General features: G+C 70.6%; 17 protein-coding genes and 1 riboswitch. Of the genes, 4 read left to right on the top strand and 13 right to left on the bottom strand.

The features are described from left to right. The first annotated feature begins 38 nt into the window (after positions 1–38). Positions 39–1,274 carry a glycosyltransferase 87 family protein gene (locus ACFWPS_RS38955; RefSeq protein WP_383714543.1) on the top strand — a complete coding sequence of 412 codons (1,236 nt, stop codon included), beginning with the start codon at positions 39–41 and terminating at the stop codon, positions 1,272–1,274. A 79-nt stretch (positions 1,275–1,353) separates the two neighbouring features. On the opposite strand, the gene ACFWPS_RS38950 is transcribed toward ACFWPS_RS38955, so the two are convergent. From ACFWPS_RS38950 to ACFWPS_RS38930, 5 genes are all read right to left on the bottom strand, one after another. Then, positions 1,354–2,550: a hypothetical protein gene (locus ACFWPS_RS38950; protein WP_383714540.1), complete on the bottom strand. Its 1,197-nt coding sequence runs from the start codon at positions 2,548–2,550 to the stop codon at positions 1,354–1,356. A 30-nt stretch (positions 2,551–2,580) separates the two neighbouring features. Further along, positions 2,581–3,597: an NlpC/P60 family protein gene (locus ACFWPS_RS38945; protein ID WP_383714538.1), complete on the bottom strand. Its 1,017-nt coding sequence runs from the start codon at positions 3,595–3,597 to the stop codon at positions 2,581–2,583. 269 nt (positions 3,598–3,866) lie between these two features. Then, positions 3,867–4,901, bottom strand: a complete 1,035-nt coding sequence (locus ACFWPS_RS38940; protein WP_383714536.1) for an NlpC/P60 family protein — start codon at positions 4,899–4,901, stop codon at positions 3,867–3,869. A 210-nt stretch (positions 4,902–5,111) separates the two neighbouring features. Continuing rightward, positions 5,112–6,455, bottom strand: coding sequence for an NYN domain-containing protein (locus ACFWPS_RS38935; RefSeq protein ID WP_383714533.1), 1,344 nt, complete (start codon positions 6,453–6,455; stop codon positions 5,112–5,114). Positions 6,456–6,495: 40 nt separating this feature from the next. Continuing rightward, positions 6,496–6,735, bottom strand: a complete 240-nt coding sequence (locus tag ACFWPS_RS38930; protein ID WP_189947664.1) for a hypothetical protein — start codon at positions 6,733–6,735, stop codon at positions 6,496–6,498. Positions 6,736–6,888: 153 nt separating this feature from the next. Here ACFWPS_RS38930 and ACFWPS_RS38925 point away from each other — a divergent pair, with 153 nt between their 5' ends. Together ACFWPS_RS38925 and ACFWPS_RS38920 are read left to right on the top strand one after the other, a co-directional pair. Beyond that, a complete protein-coding gene (locus ACFWPS_RS38925; protein WP_383714651.1) occupies positions 6,889–7,632 on the top strand; it encodes a rhomboid family intramembrane serine protease in 744 nt (247 codons plus the stop codon). Beyond that, positions 7,629–7,910, top strand: a complete 282-nt coding sequence (locus ACFWPS_RS38920; protein ID WP_020137395.1) for an Lrp/AsnC family transcriptional regulator — start codon at positions 7,629–7,631, stop codon at positions 7,908–7,910. Before ACFWPS_RS38925 ends, ACFWPS_RS38920 begins: the two co-directional genes overlap by 4 nt. Here the strand turns inward: ACFWPS_RS38920 and ACFWPS_RS38915 are convergent. From ACFWPS_RS38915 to ACFWPS_RS38885, 7 genes are all read right to left on the bottom strand, one after another. Next, the gene (locus ACFWPS_RS38915; protein WP_383714530.1) at positions 7,907–10,057 is read right to left on the bottom strand and encodes a PQQ-binding-like beta-propeller repeat protein; all 2,151 of its coding nucleotides are present in this window, start codon (positions 10,055–10,057) and stop codon (positions 7,907–7,909) included. The genes ACFWPS_RS38920 and ACFWPS_RS38915 overlap by 4 nt on opposite strands. A 68-nt stretch (positions 10,058–10,125) precedes the next feature. Then, positions 10,126–11,502: an aminotransferase class V-fold PLP-dependent enzyme gene (locus ACFWPS_RS38910; protein WP_383714528.1), complete on the bottom strand. Its 1,377-nt coding sequence runs from the start codon at positions 11,500–11,502 to the stop codon at positions 10,126–10,128. 171 nt (positions 11,503–11,673) lie between these two features. Then, positions 11,674–11,790: riboswitch (SAM riboswitch) on the bottom strand. 524 nt (positions 11,791–12,314) lie between these two features. Then, positions 12,315–13,379: an anthranilate phosphoribosyltransferase gene (gene trpD / locus ACFWPS_RS38905; protein WP_383714525.1), complete on the bottom strand. Its 1,065-nt coding sequence runs from the start codon at positions 13,377–13,379 to the stop codon at positions 12,315–12,317. Positions 13,380–13,511: 132 nt separating this feature from the next. Further along, entirely contained in the window at positions 13,512–15,149 is a 1,638-nt protein-coding gene (locus ACFWPS_RS38900) for a cytochrome bc complex cytochrome b subunit (protein WP_383714522.1), read from the bottom strand. Then, positions 15,146–16,210, bottom strand: coding sequence for a Rieske 2Fe-2S domain-containing protein (locus tag ACFWPS_RS38895; RefSeq protein ID WP_383714519.1), 1,065 nt, complete (start codon positions 16,208–16,210; stop codon positions 15,146–15,148). Before ACFWPS_RS38895 ends, ACFWPS_RS38900 begins: the two co-directional genes overlap by 4 nt. After that, complete coding sequence (locus tag ACFWPS_RS38890) at positions 16,207–17,019, bottom strand: c-type cytochrome (protein ID WP_351715862.1); 813 nt, start codon at positions 17,017–17,019, stop codon at positions 16,207–16,209. The genes ACFWPS_RS38895 and ACFWPS_RS38890 overlap by 4 nt, the downstream gene beginning before the upstream one ends. 77 nt (positions 17,020–17,096) lie before the next feature. Then, positions 17,097–17,717, bottom strand: coding sequence for a heme-copper oxidase subunit III (locus ACFWPS_RS38885; RefSeq protein WP_383714517.1), 621 nt, complete (start codon positions 17,715–17,717; stop codon positions 17,097–17,099). A gap of 178 nt (positions 17,718–17,895) precedes the next feature. Here ACFWPS_RS38885 and ACFWPS_RS38880 point away from each other — a divergent pair, with 178 nt between their 5' ends. Beyond that, the gene (locus ACFWPS_RS38880) at positions 17,896–18,297 is read left to right on the top strand and encodes a hypothetical protein (RefSeq protein ID WP_383714515.1); all 402 of its coding nucleotides are present in this window, start codon (positions 17,896–17,898) and stop codon (positions 18,295–18,297) included. A gap of 110 nt (positions 18,298–18,407) precedes the next feature. Here ACFWPS_RS38880 and ACFWPS_RS38875 read toward each other — a convergent pair whose 3' ends face one another. Continuing rightward, positions 18,408–19,670 carry an Ig-like domain-containing protein gene (locus ACFWPS_RS38875; RefSeq protein WP_383714512.1) on the bottom strand — a complete coding sequence of 421 codons (1,263 nt, stop codon included), beginning with the start codon at positions 19,668–19,670 and terminating at the stop codon, positions 18,408–18,410. Between the last annotated feature and the right edge of the window lie 120 nt (positions 19,671–19,790).

Raw genomic sequence — 19,790 nt, 5'->3', positions numbered from 1 at the left:
CCCACTCGACACGGCGATGCCGACGGACAGGGGCTCAGGTGGACAGGACGGGCGTGCGGCGTGCCCTGGTGTTGCTGCTGTTCACCTGGGGTGCCACCCGGCTGGTACTGCTGCTGTTCGTCCTGAAGGTGCTCGTGTTCCCCGGCGCGGACGTCACCACCGACGTGTCCGTCATCTACCAGGGCTGGTACGAGGTCCTGCGGCACGGAACGTTCCCACTGGACGACGTCACCTGGCAGTACCCGCCCGCGGCCGCCCTGGCGATCCTCTCCCCCGCGCTGCTGCCCTTCCTGGACTACCCGACCGCCTTCTTCGTCCTGGCCTGCCTGGCCGACCTGGTGGTCCTGGCGCTCCTCCTCTACGCCGGCCTGCGCCCCGGCCGCACCCTGCGCGGTGCCTCGGTCTGGGTGCTCGGCGTCCCGCTGCTCGGCCCGACCGTCTACTCCCGCTACGACCTGATGGTCACCGCCGTCGCCGTCGCCGCGCTGCTCGCCGGGGCCCGGCACCCCCGGCTCATGGGCGCCCTCGCCGGCTTCGGCGCGATGGTCAAGGTGTGGCCGGCGCTGCTGCTCGTGGGTGCCGTACGGCGGCGGGCCTGGGCGTCGGCGGCGGTCACGGCGGGCGCGGTCGGCGCACTGCTCGCGGTGGCCATGCCGGGCGCGTTCGCCTTCCTGACCTTCCAGCGGGACCGGGGCACCGAGGTGGAGTCGCTGGGTGGGCTGGTCTTCCACATCGCCCGGCACTACGGCTGGCACGGCGAGGTGCTGCTGAACTACGGCTCGATCGAGTTCCTCGGCCCGGACGTGAAGGCGGTGAGCACGGCGGCCCTGCTGCTCACCGCGCTCGCGTTCGGCTGGCTGCTGCTGTGGCGGCTGTCGGCGGTCCGCTTCCGGTCCCACACCCTCGCGGACGCCGCCTTCACCGCCGTCCTGATGTTCACGGTCACCAGCCGGGTGATCAGCCCGCAGTACATGGTGTGGCTGGTGGGCCTGGCCGCCGTCTGCCTCTGCTTCCGCGCCAGCCGCATGACCCTGCCCGCGGTGCTGCTCCTCCTGGCGGCCTTCGTGACGGTCCTGGAGTTCCCGGTCGGCTTCTCGCACGTCGTGGTGAGCGACTGGTACGGCATCACCCTGCTGGTCCTGCGCAACGGCCTCCTGCTCGCGGCGACGGTCACGGCGGCCCGCGTGCTGTGGCGCGCCACGGTGACCGAGACCGCCGTCGCCCCCTTCCCCGCTCAGACCACCCGCACGAAGGAGACTCCGGTCTCCTCCTGAGCCCGGAACGGCAGCACCGCCGGGGAGCGGAGCAGGGTGCCGAGCGGGCCCGGCCTACGGAGCCGATCGCGCGGCCGGCTCAGTCGCCGACCTGAGCCGTCAGGTAGTCGCGCCAGCGGGCGGTGAAGTCCGGCAGGGTCGTCCCTAGTTCGGTCTTCAGGGCGTCCTCGACCGCGCCCGCCCGCTCCTTGTGCGCGCCGACGGCCCGGTAGAAGGCGCCGAGCTTCTCCTCACCCCAGTGGCCGGCGATCATCCGGCAGGCCAGCCAGCCGCCCTCGTATGCCTGGGCCAGTTTGGTGGGGTCGTCGGTGAAGCCGAAGTCCTTGTCCGCCGGGAGGTTCTCCGGGACGTCTCCGGCCTCGACGGCACGGGCGAGTTCCGGCGCGGCCTCGGTGGGCGTGCGGCCGGTGTCGAGGTAGCCGATCCAGTCGGCGTAGCCCTCGGAGAGCCAGAGCGGGGTGGCGGCCGTGGTGTGGGCGCGGGTGGCCACGTGGGTGGTCTCGTGGGTGAGGACGACCTGCCTGCCGACCGGGCCGAGGCCGGCGTACGCCTCCGGGTTGAGGATGACCCGGTCCGCGGGCGTCCGGCCCGAGCCGCCCGCCTCGCCGGTGGTGACGGCGGCGATGCCCCGGTAGTTGGAGGCGGGGGCGCCCAGCAGGCCGGCCATCCCGTTCAGCGACCCGGGTACGAGCAGCACCACCCGCCGGGTCCAGTCCGTGCCCCAGGCCTTGGAGACCTCGGGGACGGCGGTGTCGGCGAGCCGGGCGTAGCCGCGCAGCGTGGCCCCGGACTGGCCGACGCCGAGGACGAGGGCGTGGGTGCTCTTGAGGGCGGTGACCTTGCCCTGGTCCCAGAGTTGCTGCGCGGACTTCTTGGCGGGCCTGTCGTATGTGACATACCACTGTCCGTCGGCGGTACGGCTGAGCGTCAGCGTCCGGTCCGCCGTGACCGGCGCCTTGTCGTAGCCCTCGATCCGGTAGCTGAGCTGCGCGTCGGCGGTGGCTCCGGCGCCGTCGGGGTGGAGGGCGGTCAGCCGGTAGCTCCAGTCGGCGAGCGGTACGGCCCGCAGGTTCGCGTACGAGCTCCGGGTACCGGTCTCGGCGTACGCCTTCTCGTCGTGGCCGAGGACCGCGGCCGCGCGGCGGTCCAGGACCTGCTGCACGGCGGCCATCGCCGTGCCGGTCGACGACTGCCCGCCGCCGCATCCGACCAACGGCAGGAGCAGCAGACACAGCCCCACCGCTCCTGAGCGCCACGCCCGTCCACGACCAGCCACTTTCCGATCGTACGGGTCGGGGCCCGGAAGTCAGGGCCGGGTGACGGAGGAGACGGGCATCATTCCGACCGGGTCGTAGCGGACCGGGGCGCCCGGGTAGGGGGCGTGGATGACCTGGCCGTTCCCGACGTACATGGCCACATGGCTGGCGTCGGAGCGGTAGACGACCAGGTCACCGGGTTGCGCCTGGGAGAGCGGGACCTGGTGGCCGGCGTAGCGCTGCTCCTGCGAGGTGCGCGGGAGGTGGATCCCGGCGTGCGCGTACGACCACTGCATCAGGCCCGAGCAGTCGAAGCCGGAGGGGCCGCTGGCCCCCCAGACGTACGGCTTGCCGAGGGCGGAGCGGGCGGCGGCGATCGCGGCGGCGGCGCGGCCGTCGGGGGCGGCGACGCCGGAGAGGTCGGGCAGGTCGGCCCGGCCGTCGCCGCGGGAGGCGTGCTCGAAGGCGGCGCGGTCGGCGGCGGGCATCGCGTTGAGGAGCTGCCGGGCCTTGGCGAGCTTGTTCTCCACGACGGCCTTGTGGGAGGCGACCGCCCGGCGGCTGTGCTCCAGTTCGGCGAGCTTCCCGGCCGCCTCGGAGCGCTCCTGGGCGAGTTCGCGCATCGCTGCCCGGAGCTGCCGGAGCTGCCCGGCCTGGCGGACGTCGATGCGGTCGATGAGGGAGGCCCGGTCGAGGTAGTCCTGGGGGTCGTCGGAGAACAGCAGGGCCACGGTGGGGTCGATGCCGCCGGAGCGGTACTGGGCGCCGGCGAGCGAACCGAGCGCCTCCCGCATGGTGTTGATGCGCTGCTGCTGGCGGGCGATGCGGTCCTGGGAGTCGTGCACCTCGCGGCGCAGCGCGCCGGCCCGCTCGTCGGCCTTGTCGTAGGCCTCGGTCGCCTCCTCAGCCTGCTGGTACAGCCGGTCCACCTCGGCACGGGTGTCGGCGTGCGGCGCGGCGCTCGCCGGTACGGCACCGAGCGCGGCTGCCGCGGCCGACAGTACGCAGAGAGCGGCACCGGCGCCCCGGTTGAACCCGGACGGTGCGAGACGGCGATGAGACCCCACGGCGGTCCTTCTGCTGGCGGACAGGTACCGCTTCCCCCGGCGCGGGGGACGGGGGTGCCCGGGCGCCGGAGGAAACGCGCCCGACAGTAGCCGCGCGACCGCACCCCGGCCAAAGACCTCCACGGCCACGCAAACGCGACGCCCCGCCGCTGACGCAGGTCACCGGCGGGGCGTGGAGTCAGTTCCGGTTGCCGTGATTCGCCCGTTCGGGCGCCACGGCAAGTTGATCTTCGGCCGTACGGGTGTCGGCGTAACCCGGTGGGGTCAGATCAGATCCGGACGCCGAACTCGAAGGTCATGTCGCTGATCGACTCGTAGCGGACGACGGCGCCGGTGTGCGGGGCGTGCAGCACCTGGCCGTTGCCGGCGTACAGGCCGACGTGGTGGTAGTCGCCGTAGAAGATGACCAGGTCGCCGACCTTGAGGTCGCTCTCGCTGTAGATGCGGGTGCCGGCGTTGGCCTGCGCCTCGGAGGTGCGCGGGATGGTGACGCCGGCCTGGGCGTAGGCCCAGGAGGTCAGGCCCGAGCAGTCGAAGGAGGACGGGCCGGAGGCGCCGTAGACGTACGGCGAGCCGATCACGGACTGTGCGGCGGCGAAGGCGGCGGCGGCCCGGCTGGAGGCGGAGCCCGTGTTGCCGAGGTCCACGCGCGAGGAGGCGCGGCTGGCGGCCTGGGCCTGCTCGGCGTCGAGGGCGGCCTTCTCCTTGGCCGTCAGGGTGTTCAGGAGCTTCTGCGCGTCGGCGAGCTTCGACTGGACGGCGCTCTTCTGCTTGGCCAGCTCGGTGCGGGTGGCGGAGAGGTCCTTGAGCTTGTCGGAGGCCTCTGCCCGCTCCTGGGCGAGTTCGCGCTGTTTGTCCTGAATCTTCTTCAGGGCCTCGACCTGCTGGCTGCTCAACTGGTCGAGCGTGGACGCCTTGTCGAGGTAGTCGTCCGGGTCGGACGAGAGGAAGAGCTGGACCGACGGGTCGATGCCGCCGGAGCGGTACTGCGCGGTGGCCAGCGAACCGAGGCTGTCCCGCAGCTTGTTGAGCTCCTCCTGACCACGGGCCACGTTGTCCTGGATCGTGGATATTTCCTTCTGGAGCTTCTGCTGCTTGTCCTTGGCCCCGTCGAGCTTCTCGGTGGCCTGCTCGGCCTCCTCGTAGAGCTTGTCGACCTTCGCCTTGACCTCGCCCTTGCTCAGCTTCTCGCTGGGCGCCGCGTTGGCGGCGTTGGCACTGAGGACTACGGCGGCGGCTGCCGCGGTGGTGAGCACGGTCACGCGCGCACGGCTCGGCTGCTTGGGTCGACGATGGGACGCCACGGAGACGGGCTCCTTCGTTTGAGTGATCACCCGTGTGGAGGTTCGAGGCCAGACCCTAGTGACCTACCTGTGATCAGTTCAAACCCAGCAGCCAAAAAAGTGGTCACGCAACGCACTCTTTGCATATAACTCACGAGCAGTAATGCGCGATTGACGCTACGTTGCGTGACGGTTCGGTCAATTCGGGCATTGCATATGCGGATTGAACGTTCAGGACAGTCGCTTCAGAAGCATCGCAGAAGCCACCGGACGGGCACCCGCCTTCGCGACCCCGTCGGCGACCTCGCGGTCGGTCGAGGCGACGATCACCGGGCGGCCCGGCGGCTCGGCGCGCACCAGCTGACGGATCAACTCGTCGGCCGTGACGCCGGGCTTGGAGAAGAGGACGCGGACGCCGCGCGGCGGGGCGAGCAGCACCGGCGCGGCCAGCTCGGCGCCGTCGAAGACACAGGTGACCTCGGCGCCGGTCTGGGCGGCGAGCTGGGAGAGCTGGCCGAGCAGCCGCAGCCGCTGCTTCTCCAGCGGCATCTGCGGATAGCCGGTCTTGGTCACGTTGTAGCCGTCGACGACCAAGTGCACCTGGGGAAGGGCGAGCAGCTGGTTGAGGATGGCCGGGTCGTTCTCGGACAGCGCGCGCGCCGCGATGTCCTTCGGGGTCATTCGTCCCGGTTCGACCGCATCCACGGTCTCGGCGGGCCGCATCGACACCGGCGGCAGGGCCAGCTCCCGGCGCAGCCCCTGGGCCGCGTCGAGGACGGTGTCGAGCAGCAGCCGCAGCCGCATGTCCTCGACGCTGCGCCCCTCGCGGGCGGCCCGGCGGCTTGCCTCCAGGGCCGCCTCGACCTCACCGAGCCGGGCCTTGAGCCGCCGGCTCTCACTCTCGGCGGCGGACACCTGGGCCTGCCCCTCGGTCCGCCCGGCCTCCATCTCGGCCTGCAGCTTGCGCAGGGCGGCCTCACCGCGCTTGACGTCACTCAGTGCGGCCCGCAGCTTGCGATGAAGCGATTCCGCTTCCTTCTTGGCCGCGTCCAGCTCGGCGCGCAGCCGCTCCGTCTCGGCACGGGTCAGCTCCCGGGCCCGGTCCAGCTCCTCGCGCAGCCGCTCCAGCTCGGCCCGGCTCTCCTCGTCGGCCCGCTCGGCGTCGGCCCGCTGGGCCTCCTCGCCGGCCGCCGCCACCAGCTTCACCCAGCCCGTGGGGCGCAGTACATAGGCCGCGGCCGCCACATCGAGCGGGTCCGCGGCCGGGGGCGGGGAGCCGGAGTCCAGGGCGCCGGCCAGTTCCGGCTGGGCCTCTCTCAGCTTCTCCCCGATCCGCTGCCGGAAGAGGGTGTCCGTCTCCAGCGCGGCCGCCATCGCGTTCCCGGCGAACTTGGCCCGACGATTCGGGGCGAAACGGGCGTACTGTCGTAGCTGTGCAGGGAGTTCGGCGACGGTCAGCCCGCCGAACCCGTCCGACACGATCTGCACGACACGCCGTCGCACGCCGTCGGGCAACGGACGGTCAAGCACCTCGGCGGTGCCGTCGCCCGGCCCCCCGCCTGTGGTCTCCACCATCCGTCACACCCCATCACCTGTACGGGGCCGGCTCCCGGTCTCAGGAGTCGGCGCCCGGCCTGTCCACGAGTTCCACCTGGTCCACCGCGTTGCACCAGCGGCAGCGCACCGACTCGATGGTCTCACTGACCACCTCGCGCTCCTCGACCCTGGGCTCACCGGCCAGGTCGAGGTGCACGTACTCGACCACCTTCGACGAGCGGGTCACGTCGAAGCGGGTGAGGTTGCCGCAGAGGGTGCAGCGCCACCGCGTCGTGGCGGTCGGCAGGGGAACCGTCATCGTGGCTTGTTCGCTTCCTTCTAGTGTCCGTGACGCGCCGTCCCGACGCGTGTGGCTCGTAACCCTACGGCCTGGCGGGTACTCGATGCCGCCCCATCTGCGGCGGCGAGGCGATCTGCACCGGTGCATCCCGTTACGCCATGCTCTATGTCCATGATCGGCAACTGGAACACGACGGCCGCCCGGACCCTGCGGAGCCTGAGGGGCACGTCCGCGCCCATGACGTACACCCTGATCGCCGTGTGCTGCCTGATCTTCGTGCTCGGCCCCGCCTCCGGTCTCACCCCGTCCTACGGCACCGGGGAGGCCCTGACGGCCGCGCAGCGGGCGTATTTCCGGCACTGGGGGGTGGTCCCCGCCGACCTGTTCGACGGTCCGGCCCGGGAGGCGCTCACCCCGGCCACGGCGCTGTTCATCCACGGCAGCTGGGTGCACCTGCTCGGCAACATGCTCTTCCTCTTCGTCTTCGGGGCGATGACCGAGGAACGCATGGGCCGCGTGGAGTTCACGCTCTTCTACATCGGCTGCGGCTACCTCGCGCTGCTCGGCTACGCGGCCGCCAACGCCACGTCCCCGCAGTCGCTGGTGGGGGCGTCCGGGGCGATCTCGGGGGTCCTCGGCGCGTTCCTGTACCTGTTCCCCAGCGCCCGCGTGACCAGTCTCCTGCCCTTCCTCTTCTTCCTCCCGCTCCGCTTCCCGGCCTGGGTGGTCCTCCCCTTCTGGGCGGCCCTGCAGTGGCTGGCCCTGAACCAGGCCCCCTCAGGACCCGGCGTGGCCTACCTCGCCCACCTGGTCGGCTTCGGACTGGGCTTCGGCTACGCGTGGGTGCGGTACGGCCGTACGACTAAAGTGAGAACCGCCCCAGCTCCGGCACCCGAGGGAGAGAACCAGCCGTGATCACCGCGATCGTCCTCATCAAGACCAGCGTGGACCGGATCCCCGAGATCGCGGAACGGATCGCCGCGCTGGAGAGCGTCAGCGAGGTCTTCTCCGTCACCGGTACGTACGACCTGATCGCCATGGTCCGGGTGAAGCAGCACGAGGACCTGGCCGAGGTCATCCCCGGCTCCATCAGCAAGATCCCCGGCGTGGAGGCCACGGACACGCACGTCGCGTTCCGCACGTACTCCCAGCACGACCTGGAAGCGGCGTTCGCGATCGGCCTGGACAGCTAGGCCCTGAGGGTGAGGACGGTGATGCCGTCGGCGGTCGCGACGTAGATCCGGCCGTCGCGGACGACCGGGCTCTGGGTCCCGGTCGACGCCCCGCCCTCGACGCGCTGCCGCCAGGTGCGCGCACCCCGGCGGTTCACGCCGAAGAGCGTCGAGCCCTGGCGTACGTAGAGGGTGTCGCCCGCGACCGTGGGATCGCTGTACTGGTTGCCCTCGCCGGAGAGCAGGAGGCTCCACGCCTTCGATCCGTCGGCGGGATCCAGGGCGAACAGCTCGTAGGAGCTGGCGGTGACCGCCAGACCGCCGAACGCCACGCTCGTGAAGTAACGGCCGCCGCCCGGCAGCTCGTTGCCCGACTTGTGCCAGAGCTCCTTGCCCGCCCGGCTGATGCCGTGCAGCATCTGCTCGCCGCCCGACCCGACCACCAGGACGTCCCCGACCTGCGTGGGCCGGCCGGTGTCGCTGCCGGCGGCCGTCGCCCACAGCCGCTTGCCGCTCTTCGCGTCCAGGGCCAGTACCTGGTCCCCGAACGTGCCGACGTAGACCATCCCGTCCGCGACCATGGGCTCGCTGGTGGGCGCCGGCCCGGTCGCCGTGCGCCAGGCCTCGCTGCCGTCGGGGGCGTACGCGCGCACTCCGCCGGCCTCCGACGTGGGGCCGTACGACACCAGGACCAGGTCGCCCGCGGCCACCGGAATCTGGCTGTTCCCGGCGACCGGCGCGGTCCAGCGCACCCGGCCGTCCCGGTCGAGCGCGCAGAGTTTCGTGGCGCCCTCCCGGTTGTCGTACAGCAGGCAGTACACGCCGTCGGCGGTGGCGAGCGGGGGCAGGACCGGGCCGCCCAGCGCGGTGTGCCAGACGGCACCTCCGTTCAGGTCCACGGCGTGCAGCGAGCCGTCCGCTCCGCCGACGTACACCAGGTCCCCGTCGGGCGACACCGCCGCACACGGCCCGCGCTGCCCGCCGAGTCCCTGGACCTGGTACTGCCAGCCCACCCCGGGCGGGCCCGACGAGACCGTGCCGCCCTTCGCTCCCCCCACCGACCGGCCCGTGCTCCCCGAGGAGCCCCGCGACCACAGCCACCCGCCGACGCCCCCGCCCGCCACGACCGCCGTACCGCCCGTCAGGGCGGCCAGCAGCCGTCGCCGGGAGGGTGCGGCGGGGTCCGGCGTGGCCGCGGGAGCGTCCGTGACCGTCACCGGAGCCATGTACTCGACCCGGCTGTCCCGCTCCCCCGAGCCGTGCTCCGGCATCCAGCGCGCACCACTGTCCGCGGTGCCGGGCTCCGTCGGGGGCCCGCCGGTGTACCACCCCGCCCGCAGCCCCTCGCGCAGGCTGCCCGCCGTGTGCTCCGCCGCCGCGACCACGTCCGCGGGCGTCGGCCGGGTGCCGGGGTCGTCCCGCAGACACGCCTCCACCAGCGGCAGCTGGTCCTTCGGTACGGCGGACAGGTCGACGTCCCCGGTCAGGATCCGCAGCAGGACGACCGAGTCCTGTCCCTCGCCGAAGGGCTCCCGCCCGCCGGCGGCGTAGGCGAGGACCGCGCCCAGCGAGAAGACGTCACTGGCCGGCCCCACGTGGGCGCCGTTGCGGATCTGCTCGGGCGAGACATAGCCGACCGACCCGACGATCACCCCGGTCCGGGTCAGCGCCGTCCCTTCCAGGGCCCGGACGATCCCGAAGTCGATGACCCTGGGGCCGTCCGGCGCCAGCAGGATGTTGGAGGGCTTCAGGTCCCGGTGCACCAGCCCCTTGGCGTGGATCGCGGCCAGCGCCTCGCCGAGCGCGGCCGCGAGCAGTCGTGCCGCGTCGCCGGACAGCGGGCCGCCGTCGAGGATCGCGTCCCGCAGGTTGGGCCCGTCCACGTACTCGGTGGCCATCCACGGCCGTACGGCCTCGGTGTCCGCGTCCACGACCCGCGCGGTGTACGTGCCCGCCCCGCCGACGGTCTGCGCGGCCCGCACCTCGTGCCGGAACCGGGCCCGGAAGGTGCGGTCCTCCGCGTGCTCGGCGCGCACCACCTTCACCGCGAGCCGCAACCCGCCCCGCGCCTCGGCGAGATAGACCTCACCCATGCCTCCGGATCCGAGTCTGCCCCGGACCTCGTAGGGACCGATGGTCCGCGGGTCGCTCTCCCGCAGCTCCTGCACCCCGTGCTCCCCCTGCCCTCCGTACAGCTGCTGAGGGGAGCGTATACGCGCGGCTGGACGTCAGTCCGTCAGACGGCCGGTACGCAGCGGCCTTCCTCCGTACGGTAGTTCCACTTCGCGCCATCGCGGACCAGCTCCTTGACGGCGGTCACGAACCGTTCGACGTGCTCGTCCGGCGTCCCCGCGCCGAAGCTCACCCGGATGGCGTTGAGGGACTTCTCGCCCGGTGCCGCCTCCGGCGCCCCGCACTCGCCCTGGGTCTGGGGGTCGGAGCCCAGCAGCGTCCTGACCAGGGGGTGGGCGCAGAAGAGGCCGTCGCGGACGCCGATGCCGTACTCGGCGGAGAGGGCGGCGGCGAAGTGGGAGCTGTTCCAGCCGTCCACCACGAAGCTGATCACTCCGACGCGCGGGGCGTCGTCGCCGAAGAGGGAGAGGACCCGGACCTCGGGAACCTCGGCCAGTCCCGCCCGCACCTTCTCGATCAGGTGCTGCTCGCGGGCGACGAGCGTGTCGAAGCCGGCCTCGGTGAGTGCCTTGCAGGCGGAGGCGATGGAGTAGGCGCCGATGACGTTCGGGGAGCCCGCCTCGTGCCGCGCCGCGCTCTCGTGCCACTCCACGGCCACTCCCCCGTCCTCGCGCCGGGTGACCTTGCGGCTGGCGCCGCCGCCCGCGAGGTAGGGCTCGGCCGCCTGGAGCCAGTCGGCGCGGCCGGCCAGGACGCCGGAGCCGAAGGGGGCGTACAGCTTGTGGCCGGAGAAGGCGACCCAGTCGACGTCCAGGTCCCGGACGGACACGGGGTGGTGCGGGGCCAGCTGGGCGGCGTCCAGGACGATCCGGGCGCCGTGCGCGTGCGCGGCGGCCGCCAGCTCGCGGACCGGCCACAGCTCGCCGGTGACGTTGGAGGCGCCGGTGACGCAGACCAGGGCCGGGCCGTACCCCTCCTTGTCGGACACAGTGCGGTCGGCGAGGGCGCGCTCCAGGGTCTCGACGGCCTGCCGCGGGGTGCGGGGCGCGTTGAGGTAGGTGACCCGGGCGTCCTTCCAGGGGAGCAGGCTCGCGTGGTGCTCGGTCTCGAAGACGAAGACCTGGCAGTCGGCGGGGACGGCGGCGGCGAGCAGGTTGAGGGAGTCGGTGGTGGAGCGGGTGAAGATCAGCTGGTCGTCGGGGCGGCAGTCGAGGAACTCGGCGACGGTCTTCCGGGCGTTCTCGAAGAGGTCGGTGGAGAGCTGGGAGAGGTAGCCGGCGCCCCGGTGGACGCTGCCGTAGTAGGGGGCGTACGCCGCCACGTCGTCCCAGACCCGCTGCAGGGCCGGGGCGCTGGCGGCGTAGTCGAGGGCGGCGTAGGCGACCTCGCCGCCGGTGACCAGCGGGACGGTGACATCCCTGCCCAGAACGGGCAGCTGGGCACAGAGAGGCTGGGCGGAGGCAACGGTGGAGACGGACATGGCGGAACTCCCGTGAGAGGCAAGGCGAAATCGCCGTGCGAGCGCGCGGACGACCGCGGCTCCAGCACGGAGAAAAAGGAAAAGGGGATGCGGAGGCGGGGCTCTGCGGCCCTATCGCATTCGCTTGCTCACGGAAGACTCCTCGACGACCAGGACCCCTGGTGTACGAGGGGTCCGCGCTTGCCGTAGACCTCACTGCCTACAGCCTGGTCTTCACCCGGGGCACCCCGCCACGGACGGAGGGTTGCCGGACAGTCGGCCGGGGCCTCATGACTGTCACTCATGACCTGGGAAGAAACGTAAGTGAAGTGATCGCCGACGCGCAACTCCTGTCCGGATGACGGGACAGGGACGGGGGCCGACGCCGACTCGGCACCGCCGGGACGGCCGTGTGTGGTTGCTCGCCGTTGCGGCGGAGAAACATGACCGACCAGCGGAAGAGGCTGGTGGGGGACGCGGCGGAAACAGGGAGCGCCGACGGTTCCCGAGCGAGACGGCCGCGCACTTGAAGAACGGCCGTGCCCGAGCGGAACGGCCGCGCCCGCGGCCGTGCCCGAGCGGAACGGCCGTCCCCGCGGCCGCGCCCGAGCGGAACGCGGCCGTGTCCGAGCGGAATGGACGCGTCGTGCAGAGCAGCAGTGCCCGTGGAGCATCGGGCACCGCCGCTCACGTTCTTCTCCGCCGCAACGGCGGTCGGCCTGTGGAACATCAGGCACCGCCGCTCACGTTCTTCTCCGCCACAACGGCGGTCGGCCACGACGGCGTGGTCCGGCGGTGCCGTACCACGCCCCAGCCCCCTGACCGCGCCGCCCCTACCTGTTCGTCGCCGCCGCCCAGCGCTCCAGCGCCCGCTTGGCGGCGCCCGAGTCGATCGAGTCCGCCGCCTTGGCCATGCCCGTGCGGAGCTGTTCGGCCAGCGTCCCCGTGCCGGGGTCCAGGGCCACCAGGGCCGCCGCCGAATTGAGCAGCACCGCGTCCCGTACCGGCCCCTGCTCGCCGTCCAGCAGCCTGCGGGCGACCTCCGCGTTGTACGACGGGTCGCCGCCCCGCAGCGCCTCCACGGGGACCAGGCCGATGCCCGCGTCACGGGGATCGAAGGTCTCCTCCGTGACCTTGCCGTCGCGGACGATCCAGACGTGGGACGTGGCGGTCGTCGTCAGCTCGTCGAGGCCGTCGTCGCCGCGGAAGACCAGGGAGGAGTTGCCGCGCTCCGCGAAGACGGCCGCGACCACCGGGGCCATGCGCGGGTCCGCGACGCCGACCGCCTGGGACCGGACCTTCGCGGGGTTGGTCAGCGGGCCGAGGATGTTGAAGACCGTGCGGATGCCCAGCTGGCCGCGTGCGGCGCCCGCATGGCGCAGCGCCGGGTGGAACTTGATGGCGAAGCAGAAGGTGATGCCGGCTTCCTCGGCGACCTCGGCGACCCGCTGCGGGGTCAGGTCGAGGTTGACGCCCAGCTTCTCCAGGACGTCCGAGGCCCCGGACGCGGAGGAGGCCGCGCGGTTGCCGTGCTTGACGACCTTCGCCCCGGTGCCGGCCACCACCAGCGCCGACATCGTGGAGATGTTCACCGTCTTCGCGCCGTCACCGCCGGTGCCGACGATGTCGACGGTGCGGCCCGGCACCTCGATGACGTTGGCGTGCTCGTACATCGTGCGGACGAGGCCGTTGATCTCCTCGACCGTCTCGCCCTTGGCGCGCAGGGCGACGACGAAGCCCGCGATCTGGGCGTCGGTCGCCTGGCCGCGCATGATCTGGTCCATCGCCCAGGCCGTCGCGTCGGCGTTCTGGTCCTGGCCGTACAGCAGCGCGTTCAGTACCTCGGGCCAGGAACGGCCCGCCGCGGTGTCGCCTCCAGCGGGGGTCACAGCGCTCATAAGGCCGCTCCTGATCGTCGTACACGAAATGAAGGTCTCATGGCCTACCCTATCCAGCTCCGGGCACCGCGAAGGGCCCCCGTCCGGTGTACGGACGGGGGCCCTTCGGCTGTGGCGTGGCGACGCGGTGGATCAGTGGTGGCCGTGGCCGCTCGTGATCTCCTTGTACTCCTCTACGGTCGGCTTCGGGATCTGGTTGTCCTCGCCGTAGTAGGCGTTGCTCAGCTTGGCGCGGAGCTTCTCGGACCCCTTGATCTTGCGTTCGACACCGTTCTCGTCGACCGCCGGGCCGACCTGGGCCGGCTCGTACTGGTGGTGCGCCGTGAGGGTGTGCAGCTGCTCCTGCGAGAGCGGCTCGTGGACCTCGATGAACTCACCGTGCGGCAGCCGCTTGATGATGCCGGTCTCGCGGCCGTGCAGCACCTTCTCGCGGTCCCGGCGCTGCAGGCCGAGGCAGATGCGCTTGGTCACGATGAACGCGATCACCGGTCCGGCGAAGAAGAAGATCCGGACGAACCAGGTCACGTCGTTGATCGACAGATGGAAGTGGGTGGCGATGAGGTCGTTGCCACCACCGATCAGGCCGATCATGTACACGGTCACCCAGGCGACACCGAACCCGGTACGGGTCGGGGCGTTGCGCGGGCGGTCCAGGATGTGGTGCTCGCTCTTGTCTCCGGTGACCCAGGACTCGATGAACGGGTAGAGCGCGATCGCGCCCAGCACCAGCCCGAACAGGACCAGCGGGATGAACACGCCCAGGACCAGGGTGTGGCCCCAGAAGTTGATCTCCCAGCCGGGCATGTACCGGATCAGACCCTCGGCGAAGCCCATGTACCAGTCGGGCTGGGCGCCGGTGGACACCTGGTCCGGACGGTAGGGGCCCATGGCCCAGATCGGGTTGATCTGGGTGGTCGCCGCGATGGCCGCGATGACACCGAAGACCAGGAAGAAGAAGCCTCCGGCCTTGGCCATGTAGACCGGCAGCAGCGGCATGCCGACGACGTTCTTCTCGGTCTTTCCGGGACCCGCGAACTGCGTGTGCTTGTGGTAGAAGACCAGGATCAGGTGGCCCACCACCAGGCCGAGCATGATGCCCGGCAGCAGCAGGATGTGGATCGAGTAGAACCGCGCCACGAAGTCGTGGCCGGGGAACTGCCCGCCGAAGAGGAAGAAGGAGATGTACGTGCCGACGATCGGCATCGACAGGATGGCGCCCTCGGTGAAGCGGACACCCGTGCCGGAGAGCAGGTCGTCCGGGAGCGAGTAACCGGTGAAGCCGGTGAACATGCCCAGGACGAACAGCAGGAAGCCGAACAGCCAGTTGATCTCACGCGGCTTGCGGAACGCGCCCGTGAAGAACACGCGCATCATGTGCACGAACATGCCGGCGAGGAAGATCAGCGCGGCCCAGTGGTGGATCTGCCGGATGAGCAGACCACCGCGCACGTCGAAGGAGATGTGCAGGGTCGAGTTGAACGCCTCGGACATCAGCTGTCCCTGGAGCGGGACGTAGCTGCCGTGGTACACCACCTCGTTCATCGACGGGTGGAAGAACAGCGTCAGGTACACACCCGTGAGGATGATGATGATGAAGCTGTACAGGCACACTTCGCCCAACATGAACGACCAGTGGTCGGGGAAGATCTTGCGCATGTTGGACTTGGCCAGGGAGTAGATCCCGAGCCGTCCGTCGGCCCAGTCGGCGACACGCTCGCCGGCCGGTGCCTGCCCGCGCTCGCGGGACTCGGAGTTCTCGTTAGTGCTCATCCGCGCTCCCAGAAGGCAGGCCCGACGGGCTCCTCGAAGTCGCCGAGCGCCTGGAGGTAGCCCTCCTCGCTCACGCCGATGCGCAGCTGCGGCAGGGCGTGACCGGCCGGGCCGAAGATCACTCGGGCTCCGTCGGAGAGGTCGAAGGTGGACTGGTGGCACGGGCAGAGCACGTGGTGGGTCTGCTGCTCGTACAGCGAGATCGGGCAGCCCACGTGGGTGCAGATCTTCGAGTAGGCGACGATGCCCTCGTGCGACCACTCGAGCTCGCGCTTGTCCTTGATGTTGTCCGGCTGCAGCCGGATGATCATCAGGGCCGCCTTCGCCATCACGTTCTGGAAGTCCTCCTGGGACTCCTCGACGCCCTCGGGCTTGGCGAAGGTCAGCGAGCCGACGGCGACGTCGGAGGGACGCAGCGGCTCGTTGGTGTTCATGTTGACGAGCAGCTTGCCCTTCGACCACGCCGTGTGGCGCAGCGAGGTGCCGGGCAGCGGGCCGAGGTCGCGCAGCAGCACCACACCGGAGAGCGGGACCAGGGTCAGCGCGCCGAACATGGTGGTGCGGATCAGCTTGCGCCGGCCGATCGCCGACTCCTTGGCACCCTGCTTGAAGTCGGCCAGGACCTTGGCCTTGACCTCCGGCGGGGCCGAGATGGCGTGCCGCTCGTCGGCGACCTCCGCGTCGGACATCAGGGTGCGGGCCCAGTGGACCGCGCCCGCGCCGATGCAGAACAGCGCCGCACCGAGGGTCAGGCCCAGCGCGAAGTTCAGCGCGCTGATGTGACCGATCGGGAAGACGAAGATCGACTTGTCTTTCGGGATCGTCACATAGGAGGCGATGAAGCCGACCGTGGCCAGCATCGACACCGTGAACAGCATGGCCACGACGCGCTCGGACCGCTTGGCGGCCCGCTCGTCGATGTCCTGGATCCGGTGCTCGTGGGGCGGCAGACCCGGATCCGAGAACGGATCCTTCTCGTCCGCCACGGTCACGGCGGTGTGCGCGTGAGCGTGGTCCTGCTCAGCGGGCAGGTTCTCTTCTGGAATGTCTTGGCTACTCATGACTTCTTGGCCTTTGCGGTCCGAGCGGCGACCCAGACGGCGACCGCGATCAGTGCACCGAGACCGAAGATCCACGCGAACAGACCCTCGCTGACCGGCCCGAGGCCGCCCAGGTTGAGACCGCCGGGGTTCTCCGTGTTGCTGCTGTTGACCGCGTTCAGGTACGCGATGATGTCCTTCTTGTTCTTCTCCGTCAGCGTGGTGTCGGGGAAGGACGGCATGTTCTGCGGGCCCGTCTGCATGGCCTCGTAGATGTGCTTCGGGTCGACACCCTCAAGGCTCGGGGCGAACTTGCCCTTGGTCAGCGCACCGCCCGAGCCCACGAAGTTGTGGCACTGCGCGCAGTTAGTGCGGAAGAGCTCGCCACCCTTGGCGATGTCGGCACCGTCCGGGCCGTACTGCTCCGAGGTGGGGACCTCGGGACCGGCGCCCAGCGAGGCGATGTACGCCGCGAGCTGGTCGATCTGGGCCTGGGTGTAGATGTTCTTCTTCGCGACGACCTGCGGGCCCTGCGAGGTGGCGGCCGGCATACGGCCGGTGCCGACCTGGAAGTCGACGGCCGCGGCGCCCACGCCCACCAGGCTGGGTCCGTCGGACGAACCCTGACCGCCGGTGCCGTGGCAGCTGGCGCAGCCGACCGAGTAGAGCTTCTTGCCCTCCTCGATGGTCAGGGACTGGGATGTTTCATCGGCCTGCGCCTTGCCCGCGGGTGCGAACGCGGCGTACAGCCCCCCTGTGCATGCCAGCGCGAGGAGTAGGACGACGACCGCCGCCAACGGATGGCGTCGTCGTGCGGAGAGCTTTTTCACGGATTACCCCGGTGTCAGGATCTTCTGCGTCGATGCTTCTGGAAAATGCGCTTCTACGGCGCGTGGTGCCGGCCCGGCTACTTGATCAGGTAGATCGTGGCGAAGAGGCCGATCCAGACGACGTCGACGAAGTGCCAGTAGTAGGACACGACGATGGCCGCGGTCGCCTGCTCGTGCGTGAACCTCTTCGCCGCATAGGTGCGCCCCAGGACGAACAGGAAGGCGATGAGGCCGCCCGTCACGTGCATGCCGTGGAAACCGGTGGTCAGGTAGAACACCGAACCGTACGGGTCGGAGGAGAGGGAGATCCCGTCCTCCTTGACCAGGCTCGTGTACTCGTAGATCTGACCGCCGATGAAGATCGCACCCATGATGAAGGTGAGGATGAACCAGCCCCGGAGCTTCTTCACGTCCCCGCGCTCGGCGGCGAAGACGCCGAGCTGGCAGGTGAGGGAGGAGAGCACCAGGATCGTGGTGTTGGTCGCCGAGAAGGGGATGTTGAGATGACTCGCCATCTCCTTCCAGTGAGCCTCGCCGGTCACCGATCGCAGGGTGAAGTACATCGCGAAGAGGGCCGCGAAGAACATCAGCTCGGAACTCAGCCAGATGATGGTTCCGACGCTGGTGAGGTTCGGCCTGTTGACCGACGGGTGCGCGTGCCCGGTTTCTACTGTCGTTGCTGTCGCCACGACCGACATTATGTCGGTCGCTTATCTCGCGCTCACTCCGGGGGGTGCCGTTCGGAGTGTCCGCCCCCTGTGTAGTGCCCGGATGGCCCATCGAAGCGGTGTTCCAACAGGTGTTGACGAGGTGTTCAGGGGAGTAGCATCCGGCGCATCGGTCCTGTCCGTACGACGCTGACGTCTCGGAGGAACAATGCAGCCGACCGCCACGGTGCTGGTCTACAGCGACGACTCCAACACCCGCGAGCAGGTACGGCTCGCCGCCGGCCGGCGGCCGGCTCCCGATGTGCCGTTCGTCGAGTTCGTGGAGTGCGCGACGCCCGAGGCGGTCATCGCCGAGCTGGACAAGGGCGGCATCGATGTGTGCGTCCTGGACGGCGAGGCGGTGCCGCTGGGGGGCATGGGGCTGTGCCGGCAGATCAAGGACGAGGTGTTCAACTGCCCGCCGGCGCTGGTGCTGATCGGGCGGCCGCAGGATGCGTGGCTCGCCACGTGGAGCCGCGCGGAGGCGGCTGTGACGCTGCCTGTGGAGCCGGTGGAGTTCGCGGGCGCGCTGGCTTCGCTGTTGCGGCAGAAGAGGCTGCAGAGCGCCTAGGAGGGGGTGGGGCGCGGGTGTCGTGCGCGGGTGCGGCCCGGTGGGGGCCGTTCGCGCCCACGCGGCGGTAGCCGCATATCGACTACCGCCCCGCGCCCCTTTGGGGCGCGTCACACTGACGTCGGCTGCAAACGCACCGCGTCCTCCGGCTTCGGGCCGTCCGGGGTGCCGTTGGTGAGGGCGCTGCCCTTGCGCCAGTCCTTCCAGGCGATGTTCCAGTCGCCGAAGCCGTTGCCGAAGTTCTCCATCTGCTTGCCGTTGGAGTTGACGACCTTCACCAGGTCACCCGGGTGGAAGGTGTCGAAGAACCACTCGGCGTTCGAGGTGTTCATGCCGGTGCAGCCGTGGCTGACGTTCTCGTAGCCCTGGGAGCCCACCGACCAGGGCGCGGCGTGGACGTACTCGCCCGACCAGGTCACCCGGGTGGCGTAGTAGACCGGCAGGTCGTACGAGTCCGAGGTGCCCTCGGCGATGCCGACCGTGGTGCCGCGCATGCGTACGAAGTACTGCTTCTCCAGGACGACCTTGACGCCGTTGCGGGTCTCGTAGCCCGCCTTGCCGGTCGTGACGGGGATCTGGTTGATCTCCTTGTCGTTCCTGTAGACCGTCAGCTGGTGGGCGGCGGCGTCCGTGACGGCGAGGAGCTTGTCGCCGACGGTGAGCTTGAGGGGCTTGGCCGCGCCGCCCCACAGGCGGTCGCTGATCCTGACGCCGTCCAGGTTGCTGTGCACCTGGACGGTGGCGTGGGCGGGCCAGTAGTCCTTGGGCCGGTAGTGGAGTTCCTTGTCGCTCACCCAGTACCAGGAGCCCTGCACGGCCGGGACGGAGTCGACCCTGAGGGCGCGCTCGACGACGGCGCGCTGGGCCTTGTCCTTGATCTCGTGGTCGAGTTGGGCGGTGACCGGCTGGCCCACGCCGTACTCGCCCGCCTTCGGTCCGAAGGTGACCTTCAGCCGCTGCCGGGTGGTGGGCACGCTGGTGTCGAAGGTGAGGACCTTGCGGCCGGGCGCGCCGTCCTGGTCCTCGGTACTGATCTGGACCGTGTAGTGGGCGTTGGCGGCCAGCGGGGAGGTGCTGTGCCAGCGGTGGCCGTCGGCGTCGAGTTCGCCCGCCACGAAGCGACCGGTGGCGTCCTGGGCCGTGACGTCCGTGATGCGGTCCTCGTCGCTCTTGGCGACGACCTCCAGGGGCTTGTCGGGGTCGGCCCGCTTCCCCGCGCCGGTGGGGGTGCTGAAGGAGATCTGGTCCGCCGCGTCGTACGGCTTGTCCGCGAGGGGGTTGCCGTCCGAACCGCAGGCGGTGACGCCCACACCGAGGGCGATCACCAGCAGGGTGCAGCTGACGACGGTACGGGCGCACGGAGAATGACTCATATTGTCACACTATGAGATGTTTTTCGGACCGGCGCGACAGGTAGGCCGGACGGGGGACCCGCACTGCGCCGAAGGCGGGAGCGGGCCGGAAACGGCGGGAGCCCGGACCCTCCTGACGGA

Source organism: Streptomyces sp. NPDC058457 (assembly GCF_042720695.1).
GTDB lineage: Bacteria > Actinomycetota > Actinomycetes > Streptomycetales > Streptomycetaceae > Streptomyces.
This window is presented reverse-complemented; position numbering and strand designations above follow the sequence as displayed.

Bases quoted from the DNA above. Each gene is read 5' to 3' on its own strand.
- ACFWPS_RS38925 (WP_383714651.1), top strand. From the start codon at position 6,889: ATGATCGGCAACTGGAACACGACGGCCGCCCGGACCCTGCGGAGCCTG.
- ACFWPS_RS38880 (WP_383714515.1), top strand. From the start codon at position 17,896: ATGCAGCCGACCGCCACGGTGCTGGTCTACAGCGACGACTCCAACACC.
- ACFWPS_RS38875 (WP_383714512.1), bottom strand. From the start codon at position 19,670: ATGAGTCATTCTCCGTGCGCCCGTACCGTCGTCAGCTGCACCCTGCTG.
- ACFWPS_RS38910 (WP_383714528.1), bottom strand. From the start codon at position 11,502: ATGTCCGTCTCCACCGTTGCCTCCGCCCAGCCTCTCTGTGCCCAGCTG.
- trpD (WP_383714525.1), bottom strand. From the start codon at position 13,379: ATGAGCGCTGTGACCCCCGCTGGAGGCGACACCGCGGCGGGCCGTTCC.
- ACFWPS_RS38900 (WP_383714522.1), bottom strand. From the start codon at position 15,149: ATGAGCACTAACGAGAACTCCGAGTCCCGCGAGCGCGGGCAGGCACCG.
- ACFWPS_RS38885 (WP_383714517.1), bottom strand. From the start codon at position 17,717: ATGTCGGTCGTGGCGACAGCAACGACAGTAGAAACCGGGCACGCGCAC.
- ACFWPS_RS38935 (WP_383714533.1), bottom strand. From the start codon at position 6,455: ATGGTGGAGACCACAGGCGGGGGGCCGGGCGACGGCACCGCCGAGGTG.
- ACFWPS_RS38930 (WP_189947664.1), bottom strand. From the start codon at position 6,735: ATGACGGTTCCCCTGCCGACCGCCACGACGCGGTGGCGCTGCACCCTC.
- ACFWPS_RS38895 (WP_383714519.1), bottom strand. From the start codon at position 16,210: ATGAGTAGCCAAGACATTCCAGAAGAGAACCTGCCCGCTGAGCAGGAC.